The organism is Heyndrickxia sp. FSL K6-6286, assembly GCF_038630395.1.
GTDB lineage: Bacteria > Bacillota > Bacilli > Bacillales > Bacillaceae_C > Heyndrickxia > Heyndrickxia oleronia.
On record NZ_CP152029.1, the window covers coordinates 2,920,480 to 2,943,820 of the forward strand.

Genomic DNA, 23,341 nt, shown 5'->3' on the forward strand with positions numbered 1-23,341 from the left:
AATGTGCACCTACCACCCCCCTAGCCCCAGTGAGCACCTCTAGCTCCTATAAAGCAGATATCCATAATGGATTCTGACCCACCTTAAAAAATTTAAATTAGTGTCTTGACGAAGGGGTCCACTTTAAATATCTTCTAACGGTGCAAATTCATGAATAACGTCAAAGTAAGAATCTACATTCCCTTTCAATACATTCTGAGAAGTATTAATCATCCTTTTCCAGCTTTGATAGTCCCTTAAATCATTTTCCCTAGCTAGTTTAATTTGATTTTGAAGGTTTTCCCTCTTTTTTTCATCTTTATTGAAAAGCTTTGCAAAAAGATTTGGTTTATAGTGATATGCATTTTCCTGTGCTATTTTTTCCAGTGGACCAGTTTTACCCATTTCAAAAGGCTCAGGAATACTTTCCACCTCTACCCAATCAATCGGTTTAACAACTTCTTTTGGAATAGATTGAATCATTTCTAATTTATGTTCAAAGTATTCAACTTCTAATCGATTTCTCTCTAATTCTTGAAGATTATCCTGTCCACGTAATTGACGTGTAATGTCCAACAGTTTATTATAAGCTGAATTATACATTCCCCTTCTATTAGAAATTAAGCCAGTATAAAAGATTTTTGTTCCTGGAACACCTTCAGTTCGTCCTTGCACATTTGAATGAACACGATAACGTAACCCCTTTTCACCAACATTTGCTTCACTTTCCTCATTAGTAACATTTAATCTAACACCTGGCGCAATTTTAAAACTTTTCCTATATCCTTGTTCCATGATATCACCCCTCTACATAAGTATTTTTAGTTAATTATTAAACTGCCATGTATTTCATTCATGTAAATATAAGTTTTTTAAAAATAGTGAACAGCCATAATAAATAGTATAAAAATATTTCACTTAACATATTAAAAAAACTGTTTGCAGAACAATTAAAAACTCCACTTATTATTTTATCATTATTCAGATAAAATTACATTTTTCGCGATTGCAGCTTTTCCGATCATACTGAAGATGAATACCCTAGCTGTATATTCACCTAATTTGGCAGGATATTTTATAAGAAGAATAGAATTCATACTTATTATTTTATGATAAAGAAGAATTTATATGATTTATCAAAAAGGAGAAATACTAGTCCGAAGACTAAGTGAAAATGATAAACATTTACTAATAAAATGGCGATCGGACCCAATGGTACTACAATTTTACGAGGGACGGGATCGACCACATGATTTAGAAATGGTAGATAAACATTTTTATGATCGGAAGAATCAAGATGTAATTGGGTGCATTATAGAACATCGAGGAATTCCAATCGGATATATTCAGTATTATCCACTAGACGCTGAGACAAAAATCAAATACGGGTATGCGGTTGAATCTGAATTTATTTATGGCACTGACCAATTTATAGGAGAAGTAAATTATTGGAACAAAGGCTTAGGAAAGCTCATTGTGAGTTCAATGATTGATTATTTAACTAATCAGAAAAAGGCTATACGAGTAGTGATGGATCCCCAAACCTGGAATAAACGTGCGATAGCCTGTTATGAAAAATGCAATTTAAAGAAAATAAAGCTATTACCAAAACATGAGCTACATGAAGGAGAATACAGGGATGCATGGCTAATGGAATATACGCATCCTAAGGAGACGGATACTCTTTGAAACCAAGAATCAATGTTATAAATAATGATAGAGGTACATTAGAAATACTTCTTTGATTTGAGACAGTTATATGGAGAAGGTTTAGACTTGGGGGAAGTCTATAATTAAGAATGATTTTGATATAGATAAAACGAGAGTGATAGGGAAAATATATTCTCAGTATTGGGATTGGAACACATTATGCGAGAATAGCAGGGATAATGTGTCTCAGGGATGGGGATGGAAACACATTTTGCGAGAATATTGCAGATAATGTGTATCAAGGTTGGAGTTTGAAACACATTTTGCACAAATATTGGAGATAACGTGTCTCAAGAATGGCGATGGATACACATTTTGCGAGAATATTGGAGATTATGTGTCTCAAGAATGGCGATGGATACACATTTTACACAAATATTGGAGATAACGTGTCTCAAGAATGGCGATGGATACACATTTTACACAAATATTGGAGATTATATGTCTCAGGGACGGGGATGGATACACATTTTGCATAAATATTGATTAAGTCCGTATAATTGTGTAAAAAGAAAATGCAAAAAAAATGAGTCATTTTATTCACTCTTGGCAACACTGTTTTCAACCACGATAAACAATGAAAAGAGGAATAAAAATGACTCAAGTACAGTTTAACCTAAATTTGGATGTTTTAAAAGAAGCCATTGTAAATTCCAACCTTGATATGGTTATAAAATCAGCGGTTGTCTTAGTACTAAACGAATTTATGGAAAAAGAAAGGGATGACTATTTAAAGGCTGCACCTTATGAACGAGCTGTTGAACGCCGTGACTATCGCAACGGTTATTATGAACGTGATCTTATGATGAGCATCGGTACCTTAACACTTAAGGTACCACGGACACGCAACGGGGAATTCTCAACTACCGTTTTTGAAAAATATGCCCGTTGTGACCAGGCATTGGTCCTCTCTATGCTGGAAATGGTCATCAATGGTGTTTCAACTAGGAATGTTACCAATATTGTCGAACAGCTTTGCGGCAAGAACATTTCCAAGTCGTTTGTATCATCACTTACACAAAAGCTTGATCCCATTGTGAACGAGTGGGCTAAGAGACCCTTAAATACAACATACTACCCTTTCGTATTCGTTGACGCTATGTATATAAAGGTGCGCGAGCACCAAAGCGTTGTTTCCAAGGCTGTTTATATTGCCACTGCCATTACTGAGAAGAATACACGTGAAATAATTGGCTTGAGTGTTGACCATGCGGAAAGTTATGAGAGTTGGGGGCAGTTCTTCCAACAGCTAAAATCACGGGGCCTTCAATCTCCCAAACTAATCATCTCTGATGCCCATCAAGGTCTCCAAAAAGCGATACAGCGTGAATTTATTGGGACAGCTTGGCAAAGATGTAATGTCCATTTTAAGCGAAATATCTTTGATAAACTTCCCAAAAAGAGCTCGGCTGAAATCAAGACAATGATCAAACGCGTATTTGAAGCAGTAACCATTGATGATATCCGTCTGTTTAAAGATGAGCTAATGAGTAGGTTCGGGACAGAGCCAAAGTTTGAAAAAGCACTCTCTATATTAGATGAGGGGTTCGAAGATACCATCCAGTATATGATCTTTCCCGAAAGTATCCGATGCCACATCCGTAGTACCAATTCCCTTGAACGGTTGAACCAAGAAGTCCGTAGAAGAGAAAGGGTCATACGTATTTTTCCAAACACCCAATCGGCTTTTCGCTTGATTGGAGCTGTTCTAATGCAATATCAGGATACGGTTTACGCTAAGAGAAAAGCACTTATGGGTGGAAGATAGAACAGATTATTTTCAGCTAAACTTCCATCATGGATGATCACATATCCGGTAAGGGATGTCAAATTGAAAACCATTTGACATCCCTTACCGGATATGAAGTTCAAAATCCATGGAAGTTTCGCAAAAAAAATAAAAGGGTTAAGGTTGAAAGTACTTGCCAGTGATTTTACACAAAAACCAGGACTTGACTTAAATATTGGAGATTATGTGTTTCAAGAATGGCGATGGATACACATTTTACACAAATATTGGAGATTATATGTCTCAGGGACGGGGATGGATACACATTTTACACAAATATTGGAGATAACGTGTCTCAAGGATGGCGATGGATACACATTTTGCATAAATATTGGAGATTATGTGTCTCAAGAATGGCGATGGAAACACATTATACACAAATATTGGAGATAACGTGTCTCAAGAATGGCGATGGAAACACATTTTGCACAAATATTGGAGATTATGTGTCTCAAGAATGGCGATGGAAACACATTTTGCACAAATATTGGAGATAACGTGTCTCAAGAATGGCGATGGAAACACATTTTGCACAAATATTGGAGATAACGTGTCTCTAGTATGGACTTGGGAACAAATAAATAAGAGTTAATTCCCAGGGTACAGAAAATGGTCTAATTATCTTTATTTTTACAGACAATATTTTCGAGAAACTTGTAATTTTTATGGAAGTATTACAGGTGGTCATCAACAACTGTTAACTTTGTGGCTGCTACAAATAAAGGAGCACTTCATTGAAGAGATAGTTTACCGAAATGAGCAATATTTTACCTCGCTACAAAAAATGTACAAAACTTATAAAACCCGGCTTTCACAAAAAAATAGGTAAAGAGGATGAATGGAGCATAGCCTCATCCCCAAACCTCATCTAATGTTTCTCTAAATAAGTGATTTAATTTGTCCGTTGGGTCAACCACCTTACTATTTAATGTGTGAGCGAAATCAGTTAAATGAGCCATTTCCTTCTTTAAATAATGGTAAAGAAGATCGTTTCTGAGTTCCTGGTCGCTTTCATCGCCATGTTGCTTTCTTTCAAGCAATTGACTAATGGATGTTTTGATTTCATCCTCTTGAATCATTTGTTCAAGCAACACAGCAAATTCTATTGGTGGGAAAGTGTTGTATGTTTCAATCCATTTACATGCTAAAATAGGGCGAAGTACATAAAAATATTTTTTAATTTTCACATATTCTTTCTCCATAAAATTGTGAAAGTTTCGTTTACCCATATTTAAATAATGGTACATGGAAGCGGTAGGAACAAAAACTTGACTGGATAGACTTTTCATTTTCTCAATTGTTGAATAAGCTTGATAATAAACTATACTAGAATTCAACCACTCAAGAAGCGAAGGATTTGATTTTCGAAAAAGCCTCAGAGCTTTTGTTAATTCCCATCCATTCATATCAAGTAAATCATTAATAGGTAATTCTATCACATCCCGTTTCTGATCGATAGATAAATACCAATCTTTTGAATGAATATAAATGAACCGAACATCATAATCACTGTCCTTAGAAGGAAACCCCCATGCACGACTACCAGATTCACAAGCATATAATATCTTCACTTGATATGTTTCTTCGATCTTCATTAATTCTTCACTAATTCTTTTTTTCAATAAAATCCCCCCTTTATTTGTCATTACTTATAAAATAAATGATTCAGATGAGTACTTTTTTACTAATAACACAGTAACGTCTTCAATTATGCAATAAACGGATTTTTAATTTGAATGGATCGAACAAAATCATTTAACTGTACATATAGTCGATTTATGATCTCCACATCAATAATTGGATTATCTTTACTCATTCGATCAATTTGGCTATCTAAAATATATATCCCATGCGTCGGCTTTCCTTTTAAACTATTGATTAGTGGTTTTAGTGCATATTCTATTGCTAAAAGATGGGCACCTGTTCCTCCTACCATTAATGGAAATACAGGTGTTCCTTTTAATGCACCCTCTGGTAATAAATCAATGAGTGACTTTAAAGCTCCTGTATAGGAAGCTTTATAAACTGGAGAACCAATTAGAACTCCATCTGCTTCCTCCATCACTTCTGTAAATTTTTTTATTTCTATACTATTATAATACCCCTTTATTAAGTTTACCGGAGAAAAATCTAAAACAGATAAAAATGTTATAGAAAAACCTTCGCTTTCAAGTATAGCTTGAATATGCCGAAGAACTACTTCAATTTTTGACTTTTCTTGAGGACTCCCACAAAGAATGACAATTTTATTCATAAGTTATCCCTTCCTTTAGAGGTTTAATGAAAAATTAGCAATAAAAAAGCCCTCCATTCAAAAGAAAAGAGGACTTTACTGTTCATGTGATCTCTCTTATCTCTCAAGACTATGCTTGCTGGAATTAGCACCTTTCTACTTGATGTAGAGGTTGCTGAAGCGTCATCGGACCAGTCCCTCGGCTTCTCTTGATAAGAATTATTTCATTGTGAATATCATATATTCAGAGGATAAATTTGTCAAGAATTATTCCAAGTATTTTTATAGGTTATAACAGATTTGATCAATCACTCATTTGAAACTTTTTTCCACCTACCTACGTAAATAAAAGTACAAATTAACAAATTGGAGGAGCTTTCATGTTTCAGGACATAGCAAAGCAAGCAGAAAAATTCGTATTTTCTTTCGATGCCTTAACAAATGCAATTAGTTGGGGTATTGATAAACGAATTCGCATGAGTATTGCTTCACAGTTTATGATATCTGGCAAGGAACTAGAACCTAAAGAATTTCTAAAGGTATCTGATTTTCTAAAAAAAGACATAAAGTGGTATTCAGGTATAAATCCAGAGATGAGATATACATTAGCATCTTTATTAATTAATCAATTTCCCGATCCGATTCAGGCATTCAGTGATTTAAAAGAATGTTATAACGCTCTAACTAAAAAAGGGTTTCACAAGGGACCATATACTTATTTAGCTGCATATACATTATTAACTCACCCAAAGGAAGGCATGGATAGAAGTGAACAAGCAGGTCTAGCGATGAAGCTATATAAGGCGATGAAAAGCAAGCATTTCTTTCTTACATCGAATGATGATTATCCTTTAGCCGTATTACTTTCCAATATAAACTATTCCATTGAACATCAAATGGAAAACATTGAATTTTTCTATCACTATTTAGGAGACCGAGTATTCCGTAAAGGAAATGATTTGCAATTTTTATCCCATATACTTACTTATGGAGAAAATAATAACCGTGAAAGATTAGCAGAAAACTGCGTAAATCTATATGAGCAATTCCGCAAGCATAACTTAAAAATTAAAGGAATTCATTTTTCCACCATTGGTGTACTGGCTTTGTTAGACGAGCCTGAAAAATACATTTATGAAATAATTTCGATTGATTCAATTCTAAATGAAAAAAAACTATTCCGTTGGTATAAAGAGATGAGCTTACTATTCTCTATTCAAATGCTCGTGAAGGATAAAATCCAAGACAAAGATCTTCTGTCCATTGGAACAGCTACTAATATTCAAGCAATTATACAAGCACAACAAGCTGCTTCGATTGCGGCAATTTCTGCTGCTAGTGTAGCCGCCTCATCTTCGACTAGCAATTAATTAATAACAAACATCCAAAATCGAGAATTGGTAACCATACTCGATTTTGGATATGCGAAACTATTGACTGAAGTGAATATTGTTTTTAAGTAGAACTAAACACAAGTAATGCAGTGGTGTATGAACAAATTCAAATTTAAGGTTCCCTAAATCCAAATAACCCCATAAAAATCGGTGATAATGCTATACCTACAAAGAAAAGAAATATGATGGTTATGCCTAAATATTTAAAAGGACCTCTTTCTTTCTTTTTCATACCTATTATTCCATATACAATACTTAAAAACATTGATACTAAACTACCACAAATGATTATTGCTATTATCATTTTTTCACTAAAAGTCGGGTTATCAAATATTCGATAACTCATGATATATTACATGATTCCCAAGATGCTAAAAATGACCGACCAAGTACTTTTATTGTCAATCACCCAATCACTTCCCTATTTTGGAGATTTATCAAATATGCTATTTAATCGTTAATAGCTTATGAATGATGTAACTATATTACATGAAAATATAAGCCTTTAGAGTATAAGAATTCTTCGGCTTTTTTAAACCTTTTACCGTGGTATTTAACAAACAGTTCATAGCGTCTCAACAACCATTTAAATGACCGATCCCTTATATGTGAATCATCTGATCTTTCGATTAAAGGTATTATTTTTGTAAAAGAATCAAAGCTTAGTAATGCCTCAAATAATTCTAAATCCTTTATTTTCTTTCCTGTAATTTACTGATATCCACCCAACATCGGTTCTTTAAAATCAATACCAAACCAAGAGTAGCCACTATAAAAGCACTTCAATTTTAATAGAAAATAAACTAATATAAAATTATAAGTTTTTACATTTTTTCAAAAGTATAGATATTACTTAGTGTACCATATTGAAAAAGCTAGGAGATATTATCATGAACAAAGGGTTATTGATGTCGCATTGTGTATTTCCGACTCCAGATATTTTAAGAACTGCAAAGTTTTACGAACAAAAGCTTGGCTTTCAAGCTGTTCATTATTTGGATACGGTGGAGCCTCACATATGTTTATATCGTGATGCCACCGAGATCATTTTAACTAAGTCAAATGGGCAAGCGGTAGTGCCGAATCGAAAACTGTACGGTTATGGGTACGATGCTTATTTTATTACAGAAAACCAAACACAGCTTCAACAAGAATTTAATGATTTAAATGTAAAAATCATTCGACCACTAATAGATACTGATTACAATAATAAAGAATTTGTTATAGAAGATATTGATGGAAGATGGCTTGCCTTTGGAATTAAAACTCAAAAAAGTTTATGATATGCAAAGTTTTGGAGATTAAAAATGGACTTAACCATAAAGCAAAATGAAGAAGTTGATGAAGTACAATTAAGAGAATTGATCTCTTTATGTCATGAAGAAAATTCTCTACTTAATTTGTTAAAAAGTACAAGGCTAATTTTTACCGTTTCTGCGCATGTAAATAATCAATTGGTCGGGATTTTAATTGTTTGGACCAGTTCATTCCATCCTTTTTGTATGTATTTTAGAATTTTATTACACCCATTTTATCGTGGATGGAATATTGAGCACAAATTACTTTCCGAGCTTAAAACACTAAATATAGGTACATATCCTTTTCAAACCTCGATATGGGAAACAGCTATACATTTAAAGACATTATTTGAAACAAATGATTTTCACGAAATTAGAAGAACCTATATGCCAAATATCAATGTTCAGGAGATTAAGAAATTAGCCCCTTTTCATGTTAAGAAAGACAAGCTTAATATAACAACATTGCACGAATTAATAAAAAATCGCGAATTAATGGATAAATTATTACACTTAGTAAGATACATTTATGAACAAACCCATATATGTAATCCAGTCGCAAAAATGGACCTCAATGAATGGGAAAACATACTTTTAAATGATGATGTTATTCTAGATGGAAGTTATATTTGTCTTAGTTGGGACTCTAAGGATATACTAGCTTATTCTTTTTTACATGAATCTAACAAAGATACTAGCTTGGAGCTAGGATGGTGCGGTTGTAAAAATAAGCAGGATAAGAAATTACTTCAAACGCTTGTTTTAAAACAAGTAGTCTTTGCTGTTGAACAAGGTTTTCAATTTATTGAGGGAGAGTTTGATACGACCGATGAATACGCCATGGAGATATTAAATTCTTTTCCTTTTGAACCTTCTCCGACTTGGATTACTTATCAATCAACAGTGCAATAACTTGAAAAGAGAGGAAACACATTCGTCATATCCTCCCATTTTTTAGTTAGTTTCTAAACTTTCATGAAAAAATTCAATCGTTCTTTTCCAGAGACTAATAGAATATTTCCATTTATTTTTTCAACTGGAATCACTGCTTTTTCAACAACCTCAGGATCGGAACAAAGGGCATTGTACCATTTTTCTAAGGGATCACCCACACCTTTCTGCCTCATTTCGATACATTCAAGTGCTACATTTATAGGATTCTTTGGTGAAGCATATGGGATTGGAATTCCTTTATACGTCCATGCCGGGGGAAGTTTCTCATCCTCGCTCCATGGCACAATACCACTGAATGAGATAGCAGAACCATTTAATGATACAACTGCCTTAATCTCCTGAAAGTAACTCGCAGTCAAAAGTGCTAATTCACTCCCTTTGGAAGTTCCATGAATACCGATCCAATTAGGAATGGCTTCAGGTCGAGACTTTATCCAATCTATAGCCGATTTCATGTATTCCAGTGGAATCCTCACTACCTGCTTAGGTAAATCCTCCATACCAAAATAGGCTAGAGCGAAAACTGTAAAACCATGGGAGGATAATAGAGCTGGCAGATATTCATTGATCCCTCCCTCTGAACCTCCTAAAACAATAATAGCCGGCAAAGGAGTTCGATCGTTCATGCAAAACAAAGTTGCTACTAGCCCATTTTCTCTTATTTCATGACGAGCAATATTGTCCGATTTCCAAAGCCTCGTTATCTTGATTTCGTGAACAATTGTCTGATTAATTTCTAGATATAATGTAAAAATTTGTGGGGCTAAGGGAGCTACATTATACTCACTATTTAAACTTAACTCCTCTATTTTCGTCAATTCAAGTGACCAAAAGAGACCCATTCCATCAACGCCTGAATAGCTACCGCTTATTGGCTCCTCACTATCAAGTTCTACTTTTCCACTTCGATCAACAATAAATATTGCATATGATTCTAGTTCAAGCCTTTTTAATCCAGTTGCAATCCTTTTTGCTTTAATTGTTACTTTCTTTCCAGGCTTCACATCTTGAATCGTTATTTTTACAGGTGAGTCGATTAATGAAATTGATTCACTTACAACAATTCGCGGTTTATTTTTATTCATAAGTGACATAAAATCATTCACCTCATTTATAATATTCTAAGTTCAACTTGTTTGAGAAATTATTTGAATAGTATTCTATCTAATACAGTTTGATTTTCATGTCCATCTATTATGGTTGGTAAATCCTCATCAAATGTATTCAATGTAATATATTCATATACCTTTTCTATAAAAGGATAGAATGCCGGATAATATGCACTTGCTTCATTTGATAATTGTGAAGGTATTTTCTCATCCGTTTGAATAAATACCTGTTTTAATTCTTCATTTACTTTTCCCCAAAATAGATTATTATCATTTGATAACCTAATGGTACCTAAGTGTCCATATATTTTTAACTCTGATCCAAACCCATGATTTATTCCCGATAGTAGCTGCAGGGAAAAACTCGTATGATTTTTCAACTTTCCATGTAGAAAAAAAGCATCATCTGCATCCCTCATTTCTCCACCACCTTCGGGAACATGGGTAAATAGATAACTATTCATCGTTTCAATTTCATCATTTGTTAGCCATTTCATACAGTCAATCATATGACTGCCTAAAGCACCTAGCATACCTCCAAATTTATTTCTTTCACCCATCCAGCCTTTTTTCATTGACCGAATATTCTGATATCCAGGACTAGAAATATGGTAGTCAAAGTGAAGAATCTTTCCAATGCCACCGTTCTGAATAATTTTTTTGACCTTCTGACGTATAGGAAGATACCTCCATTCAAAGTCAACGACAACTTTTATATTATAATAGCTAGATAATGTTAATAATTGTTTCGATTCCTCACTATTTATCATAAATGGTTTTTCACATACAACATGAATACCTTTTTTTATTGCATATTTTACCATATCAAAATGATGAATCGGAATAGAACTAACGAATAAAAGATCAATCTCCTCCTGATCTAACATCTCCATCCAATTATGATAATGGGCTGGTCTATGCTCTCCACTCATTAATTCATTTGGTATTTGATGACGTTTCATTGTGCTAATAGAAGAAACCTTCATTTTTGGATGACAATGAATAATAGGAGCCTGAACCCTTAATCCGAAGCCACCTCCGATAATTGCAACCCTTAAGTCATTCCTGCCTTTCTCTTGGACCATCGTCATACACCCGCTTTTTTTATGTAAATAATTTTGATTTAATCAAAATAAATAGGTTCATAGGGATTATACAAATGTCTAAATGCTATCTTTAATTGATTTTCCGTATTTCTTTCCATTGATAACGGAGGCAGGTTATTCTCTGCAAAAAAATCTATATCACTAGTTTCTATTCCTGTTTTTGGATTACCACCAGTAATTTCACATTGGATAAAAAGCTTATACGTATGATGAAGTGATGGTGGATGTGGATGACATTTCTTATCAAACACACCGATCATTTTTATTGCTCGTACATCATATCCAGATTCTTCTTCTACTTCCTTTACTACAACTTCACTTGGGGTTAAACCAATATCTGCCCAACCTCCTGGTAGTGCCCATTTCCCATCAGTCTTTTCCCTAACCATTAGTATTTTATCCTCTTTAAAAATTACCGCGCGAATATCTACCTTAGGTGTAGCATATCCAGATTCATTTACAAATACATTCTTTAAAACTGACTCTTCTATATCCGTGTATTGTGAGACAATTTCAATACTCAACTTTTTAATCATTTCGAATCTCTCTAAGTCATACACGTCTTTTGAATAGGTAAGTCCAGCCTGGGAAATGGATTGGAGTTGCTTTGCCCATTTTAGCCATTTAGGTTCCAACATAATCACCACCATGTAAAGTTTCATATTGTACAAGTAAGCTAAATTCCGTCTCTATCAAATCAAAGAATGATAGATTTCACAATTATCCTATTCATTTTACGTATTCCTATATTAGTATTTATAAGGATAAGAACTCGCCATACATTGATACCCTATCCCCAAAATATCTTTTTCATTAACCTGTTTATTCATTTTATTGACTTTTCTTAAAATACCTATTATAGCTTTTTCTAGGGATTTTCCGTTATATACTCTACTTTCAATAACCCATATAGATCTACATCTTCATATTTATTTAACAAAAATCTATTTTGCTTTAAAGTGACTTCTTTTTGTCATCCTGATTTCTCTAATACTTTTTTTGATGCCTTATTTTTTGATAATACAGACGCATAAATTTTATTTAAGTTTAATTCGTTAAATCCAAAGTTACTAACGAATTCAGTAGCAAAACCATTGCCCCAATAATCAGTTCCTATCCAGTATCCAAGCTCACCTTTATTGTTCTTCTTATCTATTCTTAAAGTGACCGTACCTATTATTTCATTCCATTGTTTATGAACTATCTTTAAAGGGTATTCACTACCCGCAGCTATTACGTCTGGCTGCGTAAGTATCCATTCTTGTGCATGTTCTAACTTATATGGATATGGAAGACCCAGTATATTAGATAAAACTTCGTCATTTGCTAATTCTTTTATTTTATATGCATCTTCATTTTTAAATGGCTGTATGTTTAATCTCTCTGTTTCAAAATTTAACTGCATATTACACCGACCTACAATAAATTCAACACTAACCACTATACACTCAAATAGATTCTATGTACCAAATATCATATTATTTTCTATTCAAGTGAAAATATCTTTTCAATTCGTTTCATTGCCACTTCTGAGCATCCAATATTCAAAAAATGATGTTTAAGCTTTTCCTTAGCATCCTCACGTTCCCAATGATCTTGTTCAAGTCCATTTTTCTTCATCCAATAATCAATCGTTTCAAAAGAGGTGCTGCTCCATCCATTCTTTTCACCATTTATATTTTGTTTTTCTTTAATACCGGAAATACCAATATCTAAAGTTTCTTGTAATTCAACTAATGCTTGATCAAATAATTTCTTTTTTTCCTTTTCTTTCATATCTGATTTTTGTCTTAATAATCTTGTATCGATACCTTCCTCTTGTTCAATTATATTGTATAGATTGTAGGCTTCCTTAGAGAAATATCCGTCATTATATCTTTCATTTACGGTGTATTTCGAGCCAAGGATTGCCCTTACTACAGGAAACCACTCACGAGAAATGAATACATTTTTCTTTTTTATAAACTTTCCATATGCTGCAACCCCGTCAGCAGAAAATTTAGTTCGCCAAATCCATGGGTCAAAATCAGTATCTGAATGCCAACTTTCCTTTTGTGTCATGCTACTAAGCGAAGGATAATCTGGTATTAAAGGAGCTAAAGGCAAAATTCCAATCTCCTCTATTATATGAACTGCCTCATCATAGGTCTTAATTTTATATTCTTTCATCTCCCACTACCTCCAAATTTCTAATTTTATAAAATTCGAAAAATAAAACTAATTAATATATATATTTTCAAGTAAAATGTGTAATAAATTTATCATAGGAGGTCATTATGAAAAAGTTTGTTCCTTTAATTATAATATTACTTTTTCTTTTTTCATCGATGGCACATGCTTTATCGTGGGCATACCCTTTTGTTGTCTGGAAAGGTAAAGTCTATGAAGTTAAACATGAGGATCCAGTAAATAAAAATGAGTTGGGAAGAAACATAGGAAAAGTGAAAACGCAGCCTAATGATATGACTGGTAAATATTATGGGAATGCTTCAAATTATTTTCCTATTGGTACTAAATATTATGAAATTAATGGTATTTCTCCCACCTCTGCAATTGCAGTTGAAATTAACAAACAAGAATGGGTAAAGGCTGTATATGTTAACAGAGCACCTTTTCACGTAATGAATGTATTTTCTATCCCTAAATTATGTATTGACCTAATTTTAATAATTATAATTGTCATAATTATTAAAAGGAGACAGTCAAAAGAGAATAATTAACAAACTGTTTCCTAAAGTATGTTGTTTGTATAAAAGCTCAAATGGTCTTATAAAGTTCAATCCTACGAAGATGGTTACAGCACGGTCTTCAATACCTTGGTTATAAATTTTCAATATTATAGCAAAATTAATTGTTGTTCTCTCCACCCTTTTAACTATTTATTCTTCTGCTTTGAAACTTGCATACCTCCGATGATAAGCAAGATAATCCCAATTACTGCTAGAATAATCCGAACTAAAAATGGACTCAATGAAAACACAGTTTCACCTTGCCAGTGTAATCCGAACAACCTTTCATTCAGCCCCACAATCGCCAATAATGGCTTAAGAAACAAACTCAGCGCTAATAATACTATCCCTAAAATAATATTACTATTCATTGATTCAAAGCCTCTTTTCGAATTAAGATACATGAGGATAAGTTCACAATAAAACCATCTATCGTATGAAGATCCGCTGCCTCACCTACATAATATGTTTATGCTTTTAACAACATTTTTTTCTATAGGTTCAGGGACTAGATATCTACAATTTAATTCACTTAACTTTAATGTTAAGTCACAGAATACAATAAATACTTCCTTCAACTCCCTTTAAATACTTTTTGCTAAGTATACCAACCAATTGTTTTTATCATTTTTTTCAAATTGAATTTTGTAGCCATTATAGTAATATTGTAAAATAGTTGTTGCATGAACATCTTTCGGTTTACCCATTTTTTTCAGTATTTCATCCCTAGTGGTTGCTATTGATATTGAGAAAGAAAATTTGTATTGAACTTGTTCTTCTTCTATATTTTCTGTGATCATCATACTTTGACCATTTTTAATATAAATATAGTCTTGAAGATCTTGATGATCGATTGCTTCATCTGGTTTACCCCACACTTTTTCAATATCAGCCATTGTGGACACTTTACTTAAATCTAGTGGAGTATCGAGGATCTTTCCTTGCTTTAACCCATCTACCATTTTATTATTTAATACAAACCCGCTCTTCTTAGAAGACTTGGCTCTTCTTTTTTTTCCATAGGTTTAGAGGAACAAGCTCCTAGTAATAAGTTAGTTAGACATAACAGTACAATAAATTTAGCTAATTTCATCTTACATCTTCCCCTTTTTAGCATCGCTTATCATGATTTACCAATTAAGAGATAACTTATTAAATAAAGCAAACATGTAACTCCAGCTATTGCAAAAATGCTAGGTGTCAAGACTAAATATAAACTAATTGGTAGTGACCATAAAAATGATATGCATAACAAAAATGGTTTAGACAATAGAAAAGCAAAAATGGCTAAACAAGCAGGAAGAAATAGCATCATAAAAGTAATGATCAATAGGCCAAATTCACTGTGATTAGTATAAGGATTAAAAAAATTCAATATAAGCCATAATAATATATTTAAAATCGCAGCAATTACTCCTATATATTTTAAAGCTTTGATTATTAAAATCACCTTCTACTAAAATTTTATGCTAAAGCCATTGAAGCAATGGGTGCCTGTTCCAAATTTAATAAGGTCATTTTCTCGAAGAATTTGAACCGCCTTCTTTACTTCAAATAAAATATTTGCCTCAAGTCCCAAAGTATTATGTGAACCAAAAACTCTAGTCACATTTGGAATTTCTAATATTTTATCTAATGAGTAAACTAAATCGACAGGATTGGTAGAAGGATAAAAAGCATATATTGGCGTTTGATCATAGAGTAGATCCCCTGTAAATAAATAACCATTGGTTTCATCAAAAATGGCTAGATGCCCTGGAGAATGTCCAGGTGTATGATAAATCACTAATTTTCGATTACCTAACTCAATAATATCACCATCATCCAATATGCCTGTCGGCTCTCCCTGGTACGGTTGATATGTATCAGGATCAAACGTTTTTGGTATCGGAATTGTAATATCTCTACACAAATTTCTTCTTATTTGATCAATGGTTAAGCCTTGGATTCCATTTATTAACCAATCCTTATCATCTTTATGAACAAAAATTCTCTCATATTCCCCATGGCTTCCAATATGATCAGCATGTACATGAGTAGTAACAACATCAATAGGTAAAACGGTCAGTTGATCTGTCACTCTTTTTATTCGATCAATTCCAAGTCCAGTATCAATTAATACTGCTTTTTTTTGACCCAATAAAAGAAATGAGTGTACTTTTTCCCAGTGCCCATATTCACTAATGGCAAATGTGTATTCATCTATTTGTTGAACAGTAAACCAAGCATCTTTAATCATCTTATCCTCCAAAATTTTCATATTACCCTTATATCATACTTCTTCAAAGGTTGAAAAATATCCTCTACATTATAGGAATAAAAAACCAACGGTATATACTTGATGATCGTTAATAAAAAAAGATGCACCGGATGGTACATCTTTTTTTTATTAATTCAATTATGCTGCTTCCTTATATTCAATTTTCAACCCTTTTTTCTTTTTCACTGGTGATAAGCTCCGTTCTAACCAACCCATGATGAGGTCAGCACCTACAGCCATTAAAGCGGTTGGAATTGCACCTGCTAAAATGATAGATGAGCCATTCGTAACATTGGTTCCTCTAACAATGATATCACCAAGGCCCCCTGCACCAACAAAGGTTCCAATAGTTGCAATTCCAATGGCAATGACCAATGCTGTACGAAGACCAGCCATGATTACTGATAAGGCTAAAGGTAGTTCTACCATTCTTAGTACCTGAAATTTCGTCATTCCCATTGCCTTACCTGATTCTAATAAAAAATTATCCACATTGGTAATACCAGTATAAGTATTTTTAAGAATTGGTAAAAGTGAATAGAGAAACAAGGATAAAACCACAGTATTTGTCCCTAACCCCATTACTAACATTAATACTGATAGCATGGCTAGAGCTGGGATGGTTTGAATAATATTTGCTAGTGAAATGACCCATGAACTTAGTTTACGATAACGTGCGATGATTATGCCAAGTGGAATCGCTACAACAGCTGCAAATAAGACACCATAGGCAGACATAAGAAAGTGGCGATAAAATTGTTCCCAAACATAGCTGCCATTATGAACATAGTAGTCTAAAACACCTTGTAAAGTATCCAATCTTAGCACCTCCTCATTCTTCAAAGTAATTATTTTCTTCTAAAAACTTTTTCGCTACAACTAAAGGTTCTTTCATTTTGCCATCACTTTCATAGTTTAATTCCTGCATTTTTTCCGTACTTATTTTCCCAACTAATTTTTGCAAAATACCTTTTAGTTCAGGATGAGCTTTCAATACCTTGTTACTAGCGACCGGTGAAGCATCATATGGTGGAAAGAAATGTTTATCATCTTCAAGTACTTTTAGCTTATACGCACTGATCCGTCCATCTGTTGTATAGGCTAAGACAACATCCATTTTCCCATTTTGTACTGCTTTATAGACTAATCCAATCTGCATGGGATACGTATGTCCAAATTCAAACCCATATTCCTTCACAAATCCCTCATAACCGTCACCTTTTCTTTTTAGCCATGAATTATCGACACCTAAGCTCAAATCTTTCACTAATGGCTTCAAATCTGATACCTTTTCAATCTGATTTTTTTCAGCGAAGTCTTTTGTGATGGTAAACGCATAAGAATTGGCAAATCCATATGAATCAAACCATGTTTGGTCAAATCTTTGATTAAATTCTTTTTGAACAATTCTTAGTGCCTCTTTCGGATCTTTGACAGGATCCATTCCTAATGAGCCAGGAAGGTCTGTTCCCGTATAGCGAACCGAGGATATATCAATATCATGATTCACCATTGCTTTATGCATAACAATCGAAGATCCTAGATTATTAACTAGTTCTACTTTTAAATCTGTATAATGTTCAATCATTAATTTTTCCATAAAACCTAATATTTGTGATTCAGTTGTATTATGCATGCCAATCGTTATCGATTGATCCGAAGATGCACTTAAGCCTGGTAAGGAGCATCCACTTATGATCAATGAGACTGACAAAACGAACACAACTATCCAATTTCGTTTTCTTCCCATTCTCCATACCCCTTTCTACGCAGCTTCCTTCAGGTTTCGAATTCCTTTTGGCGTTGCCCAACTTTCTAATTTACTTAAGAAAACATCTACTAATAGTGCAAGGATCGTAACTGGTACTGCACCTGCAATAATAAATTCAGTTTGGTAAAGATTCAAACCACTAAAAATATAATCCCCAAGACCACCCGCACCAATAAATGATGCAAGTGTTGCCCAGCCAATTAAGTAAACCGTTGATAAACGTACACCTGCCATTATCACGGGAATGGCAAGAGGGAATTCTACATAGCGAATTCTTTCCCATCCAGTCATACCCATCCCACGACCAGCCTCCAATAGGTTGGCCTTTATTCCTTTTACACCAATATAGGTATTTCTTAAGATGGGTAGGACTGAATAGAAAAATAGAGCAATAATGGCTGGAACCTTTCCAACACCTAGTATAGGAATAAAAAATGCTAAAATAGCGAGACTAGGAAAGGTTTGAACAACGCCGGCTATTCCCATTACGACACCTGCTACCTTTGGCACTCTTGTTAAAGCAATACCAAGTGGTACAGCAACTATAATCCCAAGAAAAACGGCAATGATTGATATATAGAAATGCTGCCATGTTTTAAACAGTAATTCACTCCAGTTGCTACTTATAAATTGAATAATGCTATCCATCAAACTCCCTCCTATCCTACATGTTTTGAATGGATTTCTTCATCTGCTTCTCCCCAGATAGAATCATAGACAATATCGACCAGACTTGCTCTAGTTACGATTCCAACAAGTCGATGCCGCTCATCTACAACCGGTACGTATTTCATTCCTCTTTTTAAAATTTTTCGAACCGTATCTCTCACCAATGTATCTTTTTGTACAGCTAAGGTTTCCGTTTCAAGTACATCAGCAACTAGATTCGTTTTTTTACGGTTTTGATCGATCATCTCTACATCTATATAACCTTTTAATAGTTGATAACGATCAATGACTAAAAGAGAATCGACCCTACGGTCTTTCATAATTTGAATAGCTTCGGATAATGACTTATCTTCTGTTATGGTTATTGGTTTCGAATTCATTATTTGCTCAACGGTTTGAATATTTGGACGCGCTTGAAGTAAACGTTCCTTTCCAATGAATTCTTCAACAAAATCATTCGCAGGTTCACGTAATATTTCATCAGGAGACCCTACTTGGACTAATTTCCCATCACGCATAATAACAATCTGATCTGCCAATTTTAATGCTTCGTCCATATCATGCGTAACGAAAACAATTGTTTTTCCTAATGATTTCTGTAATTTTTTGAATTCATCTTGCAATGAATCTCTTGTAATAGGATCCAATGCACCAAATGGTTCATCCATTAAGATTAATGGCTGGTCTGCAGCTAGAGCCCTTAGTACCCCGATCCTTTGCTGCTGTCCACCACTTAGTTCATGTGGATAGCGATCTAAATAATCTTCTGTCATATTTACAAGTTTGAGCAGTTCTTTTGCTCGGTCACGGCGCTTTTCTTCCGGCCATTTTAATAGTTTTGGAATGAGTGATATATTTTGTTGAATGGTCATATGAGGGAATAAACCTATTTGTTGAATGACGTAGCCAATTTCACGTCTAAGTTGTACGGGATCTTTTTCTAAAATATTTTTTCCATTAATATAAATACTTCCACTTGTTGGTTCTATTAAACGGTTAATCATTTTCATCGTCGTTGTTTTCCCACAACCACTTGGACCGATAAAAACGATAAATTCGCCTGCTTTAAATTCAAGATTTAAGTCATCAACCGCTTTTTTTCCTCCCTTATATATCTTTGTAACATGATCAAATTTTAACAAATCGATACACCTCCGTAATTTTACCAATGAAACAGTTGGAACAATTAACCATTTGGTATACTATGCAATTTTTTTCGTATATGTCACTATTTAAGTATAACGTAAAGTTTGTAAAATAAAAAGTTTATAGATTGCATATATTGCATCAATTTTACATTAATATAAATAGTTAAAGACTATCATCCTCTCATTTCTTACTATTCCTCCTTATTGCTTTCATTTCCTCATTCAGAAAAGATTTTATTTTTCATTGGATATATGATACATTGACTTTGTATATGAGGTATTTAAAGGAGCAAACTACCTATGGAAGAAAAGCACTTGCGAGTCATTGATCAAGCTAAGGAACAATATATTGAAAAAATTGCTGATAATATGAAGACGTATGGAGTTTCCCCTACAGTCGGTCGTATTCTTGGTATTATTTATATGAATAGAAAACCAATGACATTAGATGAGCTATCCACTGCAACTGGAATGAGTAAAACAAGAATGAGTCAAGTTGTTAGAGAGATGCTAGATATTAATATTGCTGAAAAAGTTTTTGAAAAAGGGGTTCGTAAAGATATTTATGATGTAGAAACAGATTATTACGAAACCTTTATTTCAATTTTCACCTCAAATTGGAGAAAAACGATTAACCGCAATAAAATTTTTGAAAAAAAATTAACACGTGAGCTGCTGATGTTAAAAGATAATGAAGAATTATCACAGGAAGCAGAAGATCAAATCAATGAATTATTAAAGGAAATGAAAATTTGGTCGGATTATTATCAATGGCTTACTCGTTTAGTTGACTTTTTTGAAAGTGGTGAAATATTCGAGCATGTGCCGAAAACCACTGAATGGAGAGGAAAATAATTAACATATAAGCTCCGTGGTAATATACCCTTTTTATATTGAAATAAAACATAGAAAATATTTCAAGCAGTAGTTTTCATGTAAAAATCTACTGCTTTTTATTAAGCTTTTTTCTAAGTTAAAATAAATATAAACGTTATAAAATTTTTCACTCTCATTATTTCCTTTCATCCTATAAAAGAAGGTGACCAATTGACTGGAATTATACTATTTGATGGAGTATGTAATTTTTGTAATGGAAGCGTACAATTTATTATAAAAAGGGACCAAAATAAATATTTTAAATTTGCTTCTCTTCAAAGCGAAGTTGGGGAAAAATTATTAATGGAGTATAGAGTAAACAGCTTAATTGACAGCTTTGTACTTATTGAGGGTGGCAAATTGTACACAAAATCGGAAGCGGCATTACGAGTTTGCCGAAGTCTTAATGGATTATGGAAATGGGGATATGCTTTTCGAATTATCCCACTACCAATAAGAAATTTGATCTACGATATTATCGCGAAAAATCGTTATCGCTGGTTTGGTAAAAGGGATAGCTGTATGATCCCATCAAAGGAAGATCAGGAAAGATTCTTATTATAGTAACCTATCATTATGATAAAAATAAAATGGAGTCGTCATATAAATGTAAAGAACGACTCCATTTTTTATACAAATATTTTAAGGCTGTTTTTTGAGTAATAACTCTTTTTCCCAATCAGCTTCCAGCATAACTTTTGGCACTGGTGTCGGTTTTCCGTATTCATCAAGTGCTACCATTGTTAAGGTGGATGTAGTTGTTAATCGTTTTTCTTCCTCCTCTAAATTCTCACACTCGACCTTTACATAAACCTTCATTGATGTCCTCCCAGTTGAAAGGACAAATGCCTCTAAAGTCAAAATGTCGCCAACTTTTGCAGAGGAAACAAAATGAACAGCATCGATTGACGCAGTTACTACGACTTTTCGAGAGTGCTTCATTGCTGAAATAGCAGCAATTTCATCAATATACGATAAGATGGTTCCTCCAAAAATAGTTTCCATATGGTTCGTATCTGGAGGTAATACTAGTTTAGTTTGATAGGTTCTTGATACATTTACAGAAATTGTTTTCTCCATCATTTCTCCACTTTCATGTATATTTACCACTATGAAGTACAGGAGAGAAGAAATTAAAATTAAAGGTACTGACCATTTTTCTTAAGACAGATTCCCCTAACATAAAATAGATGTTTTACCTATCTTAAATGGTAAATCACATATTGTTAGCCAGTCCTAAAAATACGCTGATAGCAGAACAGACCAAATCATTAATTGTCTATTAATCTACCAATGTGTACGAATCTTCCCAACTCCCGAGGAAAATAAGTCGCTATAAATATGGCAGGTCTCCTGACTCGTGTATCATTCTACTTTAAGTCCTTCCCATCCAAAATTGGACAGTGGTTATCCTTATTTCGTCAACACTTACAGTTGCGGGTACAGTTCTGGAATTTCACCAGATTCCCTTTTAATTTTTGGCAAACACCATATTTATCGGCAAATATTTCACTATAGTAGTATAGAATTATCATAATATATTATGAATTGACTTACAATTTATAATTTTAAAGATTAAGTGAAAAATATTGAACGATTTGTTCTCTTTCTGTTGCTTAATCAAATTTTATACTTTCCAGTTCAGGAATCGTTTGCAACATTTTTAATATTTCAGTCTCCTTTTTCTTCAACTTCTTTGATTTTAATTGTAAATCCACGACAAAAAGTGGATGATTATCAACTGACGTTACTTTTACCTGGTACGATTTCACATCTAAATGATTTTCGGATAAAATAGTGAGTGCCGCAGAAATCGCTTCATTTGTTCGAACATGAATCGTTAATTTATGAAACTTCGGAAAAACTGGTTGAAATAATCTACTTAAAATTTCTAAAGCAATTAATACTAAGAGCGTTCCAAAAATACTTACAATATACATGCCTGCACCTATCGCTAATCCAATTCCAGCTGTTGACCAAAGTCCAGCTGCAGTTGTTAACCCATGAACGGATTGACGTTGTATAAGAATGGTACCTGCACCTAAGAAACCAACTCCACTGATGACTCCTGCCGCAATTCGGCTTGGGTCTAATTCAATTGTTCCACTATTTACAACATCAAAAAATGCATATTTTGAAACGATCATTGCTAATGCACTTCCGACGGCCACAAGGAAATGGGTACGTAATCCTGCTTCTTTATAACGCTTTTCTCTTTCAAATCCGACAAGTGCTCCCAATATCCCCGCAATTACAAGTCTTGCAATTAATTCAAGCTCTATCATTATATATGACCCCTTTCCCCATTAATTTATG

26 protein-coding genes and 2 riboswitches are annotated in these 23,341 nt (G+C 33.6%); of the genes, 8 read left to right on the forward strand and 18 right to left on the reverse strand.

All coding sequences use genetic code 11. From position 1 onward, the window contains the following. Window positions 1-123 precede the first annotated feature (123 nt). Complete coding sequence (locus MHI39_RS14805; RefSeq protein ID WP_342539570.1) at window positions 124-774, reverse strand: DUF4236 domain-containing protein; 651 nt, start codon at window positions 772-774, stop codon at window positions 124-126. A gap of 333 nt (window positions 775-1,107) precedes the next feature. Between MHI39_RS14805 and MHI39_RS14810 the strand changes: the two genes are divergently transcribed. Then, window positions 1,108-1,668 (forward strand): acetyltransferase, encoded by a 561-nt coding sequence (locus MHI39_RS14810; RefSeq protein ID WP_259545659.1) that lies wholly within the window; start codon window positions 1,108-1,110, stop codon window positions 1,666-1,668. Window positions 1,669-2,284: 616 nt separating this feature from the next. Beyond that, window positions 2,285-3,457 carry an IS256 family transposase gene (locus MHI39_RS14815; RefSeq protein WP_071976245.1) on the forward strand — a complete coding sequence of 391 codons (1,173 nt, stop codon included), beginning with the start codon at window positions 2,285-2,287 and terminating at the stop codon, window positions 3,455-3,457. Between the two features lie 872 nt (window positions 3,458-4,329). On the opposite strand, the gene MHI39_RS14820 is transcribed toward MHI39_RS14815, so the two are convergent. Both MHI39_RS14820 and ssuE read right to left on the reverse strand, forming a co-directional pair. Beyond that, a complete protein-coding gene (locus tag MHI39_RS14820) occupies window positions 4,330-5,100 on the reverse strand; it encodes a nucleotidyltransferase domain-containing protein (protein WP_342539572.1) in 771 nt (256 codons plus the stop codon). 86 nt (window positions 5,101-5,186) lie between these two features. Next, complete coding sequence (gene ssuE, locus MHI39_RS14825) at window positions 5,187-5,732, reverse strand: NADPH-dependent FMN reductase (protein WP_342539573.1); 546 nt, start codon at window positions 5,730-5,732, stop codon at window positions 5,187-5,189. Window positions 5,733-5,825: 93 nt separating this feature from the next. After that, window positions 5,826-5,930, reverse strand: a riboswitch (SAM riboswitch). Between the two features lie 161 nt (window positions 5,931-6,091). Between ssuE and MHI39_RS14830 the strand changes: the two genes are divergently transcribed. After that, the gene (locus MHI39_RS14830) at window positions 6,092-7,081 is read left to right on the forward strand and encodes a DUF4003 family protein (protein ID WP_342539574.1); all 990 of its coding nucleotides are present in this window, start codon (window positions 6,092-6,094) and stop codon (window positions 7,079-7,081) included. A gap of 136 nt (window positions 7,082-7,217) precedes the next feature. Here MHI39_RS14830 and MHI39_RS14835 read toward each other — a convergent pair whose 3' ends face one another. After that, the gene (locus tag MHI39_RS14835; RefSeq protein WP_342539575.1) at window positions 7,218-7,451 is read right to left on the reverse strand and encodes a hypothetical protein; all 234 of its coding nucleotides are present in this window, start codon (window positions 7,449-7,451) and stop codon (window positions 7,218-7,220) included. 544 nt (window positions 7,452-7,995) lie between these two features. On the opposite strand from MHI39_RS14835, the gene MHI39_RS14840 reads away from it, so the two are divergent. Both MHI39_RS14840 and MHI39_RS14845 read left to right on the forward strand, forming a co-directional pair. Beyond that, window positions 7,996-8,388, forward strand: a complete 393-nt coding sequence (locus MHI39_RS14840; protein WP_251337722.1) for a VOC family protein — start codon at window positions 7,996-7,998, stop codon at window positions 8,386-8,388. Between the two features lie 24 nt (window positions 8,389-8,412). Next, window positions 8,413-9,315 carry a hypothetical protein gene (locus MHI39_RS14845; RefSeq protein ID WP_342539577.1) on the forward strand — a complete coding sequence of 301 codons (903 nt, stop codon included), beginning with the start codon at window positions 8,413-8,415 and terminating at the stop codon, window positions 9,313-9,315. A gap of 53 nt (window positions 9,316-9,368) precedes the next feature. On the opposite strand, the gene MHI39_RS14850 is transcribed toward MHI39_RS14845, so the two are convergent. The 5 genes from MHI39_RS14850 to MHI39_RS14870 form a co-directional block, all read right to left on the reverse strand. Beyond that, window positions 9,369-10,451: an acyl-CoA thioesterase/bile acid-CoA:amino acid N-acyltransferase family protein gene (locus tag MHI39_RS14850; protein ID WP_342539578.1), complete on the reverse strand. Its 1,083-nt coding sequence runs from the start codon at window positions 10,449-10,451 to the stop codon at window positions 9,369-9,371. Between the two features lie 50 nt (window positions 10,452-10,501). After that, window positions 10,502-11,551, reverse strand: coding sequence for a Gfo/Idh/MocA family oxidoreductase (locus MHI39_RS14855; protein WP_342539580.1), 1,050 nt, complete (start codon window positions 11,549-11,551; stop codon window positions 10,502-10,504). Between the two features lie 38 nt (window positions 11,552-11,589). Continuing rightward, window positions 11,590-12,207, reverse strand: coding sequence for an NUDIX hydrolase (locus tag MHI39_RS14860; protein ID WP_342541451.1), 618 nt, complete (start codon window positions 12,205-12,207; stop codon window positions 11,590-11,592). A 338-nt stretch (window positions 12,208-12,545) separates the two neighbouring features. Then, complete coding sequence (locus tag MHI39_RS14865) at window positions 12,546-12,977, reverse strand: GNAT family N-acetyltransferase (protein WP_236036352.1); 432 nt, start codon at window positions 12,975-12,977, stop codon at window positions 12,546-12,548. An 80-nt stretch (window positions 12,978-13,057) separates the two neighbouring features. After that, window positions 13,058-13,741 carry a hypothetical protein gene (locus MHI39_RS14870; RefSeq protein ID WP_342539582.1) on the reverse strand — a complete coding sequence of 228 codons (684 nt, stop codon included), beginning with the start codon at window positions 13,739-13,741 and terminating at the stop codon, window positions 13,058-13,060. Between the two features lie 107 nt (window positions 13,742-13,848). Between MHI39_RS14870 and MHI39_RS14875 the strand changes: the two genes are divergently transcribed. Continuing rightward, entirely contained in the window at window positions 13,849-14,292 is a 444-nt protein-coding gene (locus tag MHI39_RS14875) for a hypothetical protein (RefSeq protein WP_342539583.1), read from the forward strand. A gap of 155 nt (window positions 14,293-14,447) precedes the next feature. Here the strand turns inward: MHI39_RS14875 and MHI39_RS14880 are convergent, their stop codons facing one another. The 7 genes from MHI39_RS14880 to MHI39_RS14910 form a co-directional block, all read right to left on the reverse strand. Further along, window positions 14,448-14,672, reverse strand: coding sequence for a hypothetical protein (locus MHI39_RS14880; protein WP_058003910.1), 225 nt, complete (start codon window positions 14,670-14,672; stop codon window positions 14,448-14,450). Window positions 14,673-14,885: 213 nt separating this feature from the next. Next, window positions 14,886-15,263, reverse strand: a complete 378-nt coding sequence (locus MHI39_RS14885; protein ID WP_342539586.1) for a DUF4309 domain-containing protein — start codon at window positions 15,261-15,263, stop codon at window positions 14,886-14,888. A 494-nt stretch (window positions 15,264-15,757) separates the two neighbouring features. After that, entirely contained in the window at window positions 15,758-16,540 is a 783-nt protein-coding gene (locus MHI39_RS14890) for an MBL fold metallo-hydrolase (protein WP_342539587.1), read from the reverse strand. A gap of 159 nt (window positions 16,541-16,699) precedes the next feature. Continuing rightward, on the reverse strand, window positions 16,700-17,380 hold the full coding sequence (locus MHI39_RS14895) for an ABC transporter permease (RefSeq protein ID WP_342539588.1): 681 nt from the start codon (window positions 17,378-17,380) through the stop codon (window positions 16,700-16,702). 13 nt (window positions 17,381-17,393) lie between these two features. Next, entirely contained in the window at window positions 17,394-18,311 is a 918-nt protein-coding gene (locus MHI39_RS14900) for an osmoprotectant ABC transporter substrate-binding protein (protein WP_342539589.1), read from the reverse strand. A 15-nt stretch (window positions 18,312-18,326) separates the two neighbouring features. Next, the gene (locus MHI39_RS14905; RefSeq protein ID WP_280617540.1) at window positions 18,327-18,980 is read right to left on the reverse strand and encodes an ABC transporter permease; all 654 of its coding nucleotides are present in this window, start codon (window positions 18,978-18,980) and stop codon (window positions 18,327-18,329) included. An 11-nt stretch (window positions 18,981-18,991) separates the two neighbouring features. Then, window positions 18,992-20,143 (reverse strand): betaine/proline/choline family ABC transporter ATP-binding protein, encoded by a 1,152-nt coding sequence (locus tag MHI39_RS14910; protein WP_342539590.1) that lies wholly within the window; start codon window positions 20,141-20,143, stop codon window positions 18,992-18,994. Between the two features lie 306 nt (window positions 20,144-20,449). Between MHI39_RS14910 and MHI39_RS14915 the strand changes: the two genes are divergently transcribed. Both MHI39_RS14915 and MHI39_RS14920 read left to right on the forward strand, forming a co-directional pair. After that, a complete protein-coding gene (locus tag MHI39_RS14915) occupies window positions 20,450-21,004 on the forward strand; it encodes a GbsR/MarR family transcriptional regulator (RefSeq protein WP_058003901.1) in 555 nt (184 codons plus the stop codon). A 192-nt stretch (window positions 21,005-21,196) separates the two neighbouring features. Further along, window positions 21,197-21,589 carry a thiol-disulfide oxidoreductase DCC family protein gene (locus tag MHI39_RS14920; RefSeq protein WP_342539593.1) on the forward strand — a complete coding sequence of 131 codons (393 nt, stop codon included), beginning with the start codon at window positions 21,197-21,199 and terminating at the stop codon, window positions 21,587-21,589. Between the two features lie 78 nt (window positions 21,590-21,667). On the opposite strand, the gene MHI39_RS14925 is transcribed toward MHI39_RS14920, so the two are convergent. Together MHI39_RS14925 and MHI39_RS14930 are read right to left on the reverse strand one after the other, a co-directional pair. Beyond that, a complete protein-coding gene (locus MHI39_RS14925) occupies window positions 21,668-22,105 on the reverse strand; it encodes an acyl-CoA thioesterase (RefSeq protein ID WP_259545674.1) in 438 nt (145 codons plus the stop codon). A 245-nt stretch (window positions 22,106-22,350) separates the two neighbouring features. Next, a riboswitch (cobalamin riboswitch) is annotated at window positions 22,351-22,533 on the reverse strand. A gap of 108 nt (window positions 22,534-22,641) precedes the next feature. Further along, a complete protein-coding gene (locus MHI39_RS14930) occupies window positions 22,642-23,313 on the reverse strand; it encodes an MgtC/SapB family protein (protein ID WP_071975693.1) in 672 nt (223 codons plus the stop codon). Between the last annotated feature and the right edge of the window lie 28 nt (window positions 23,314-23,341).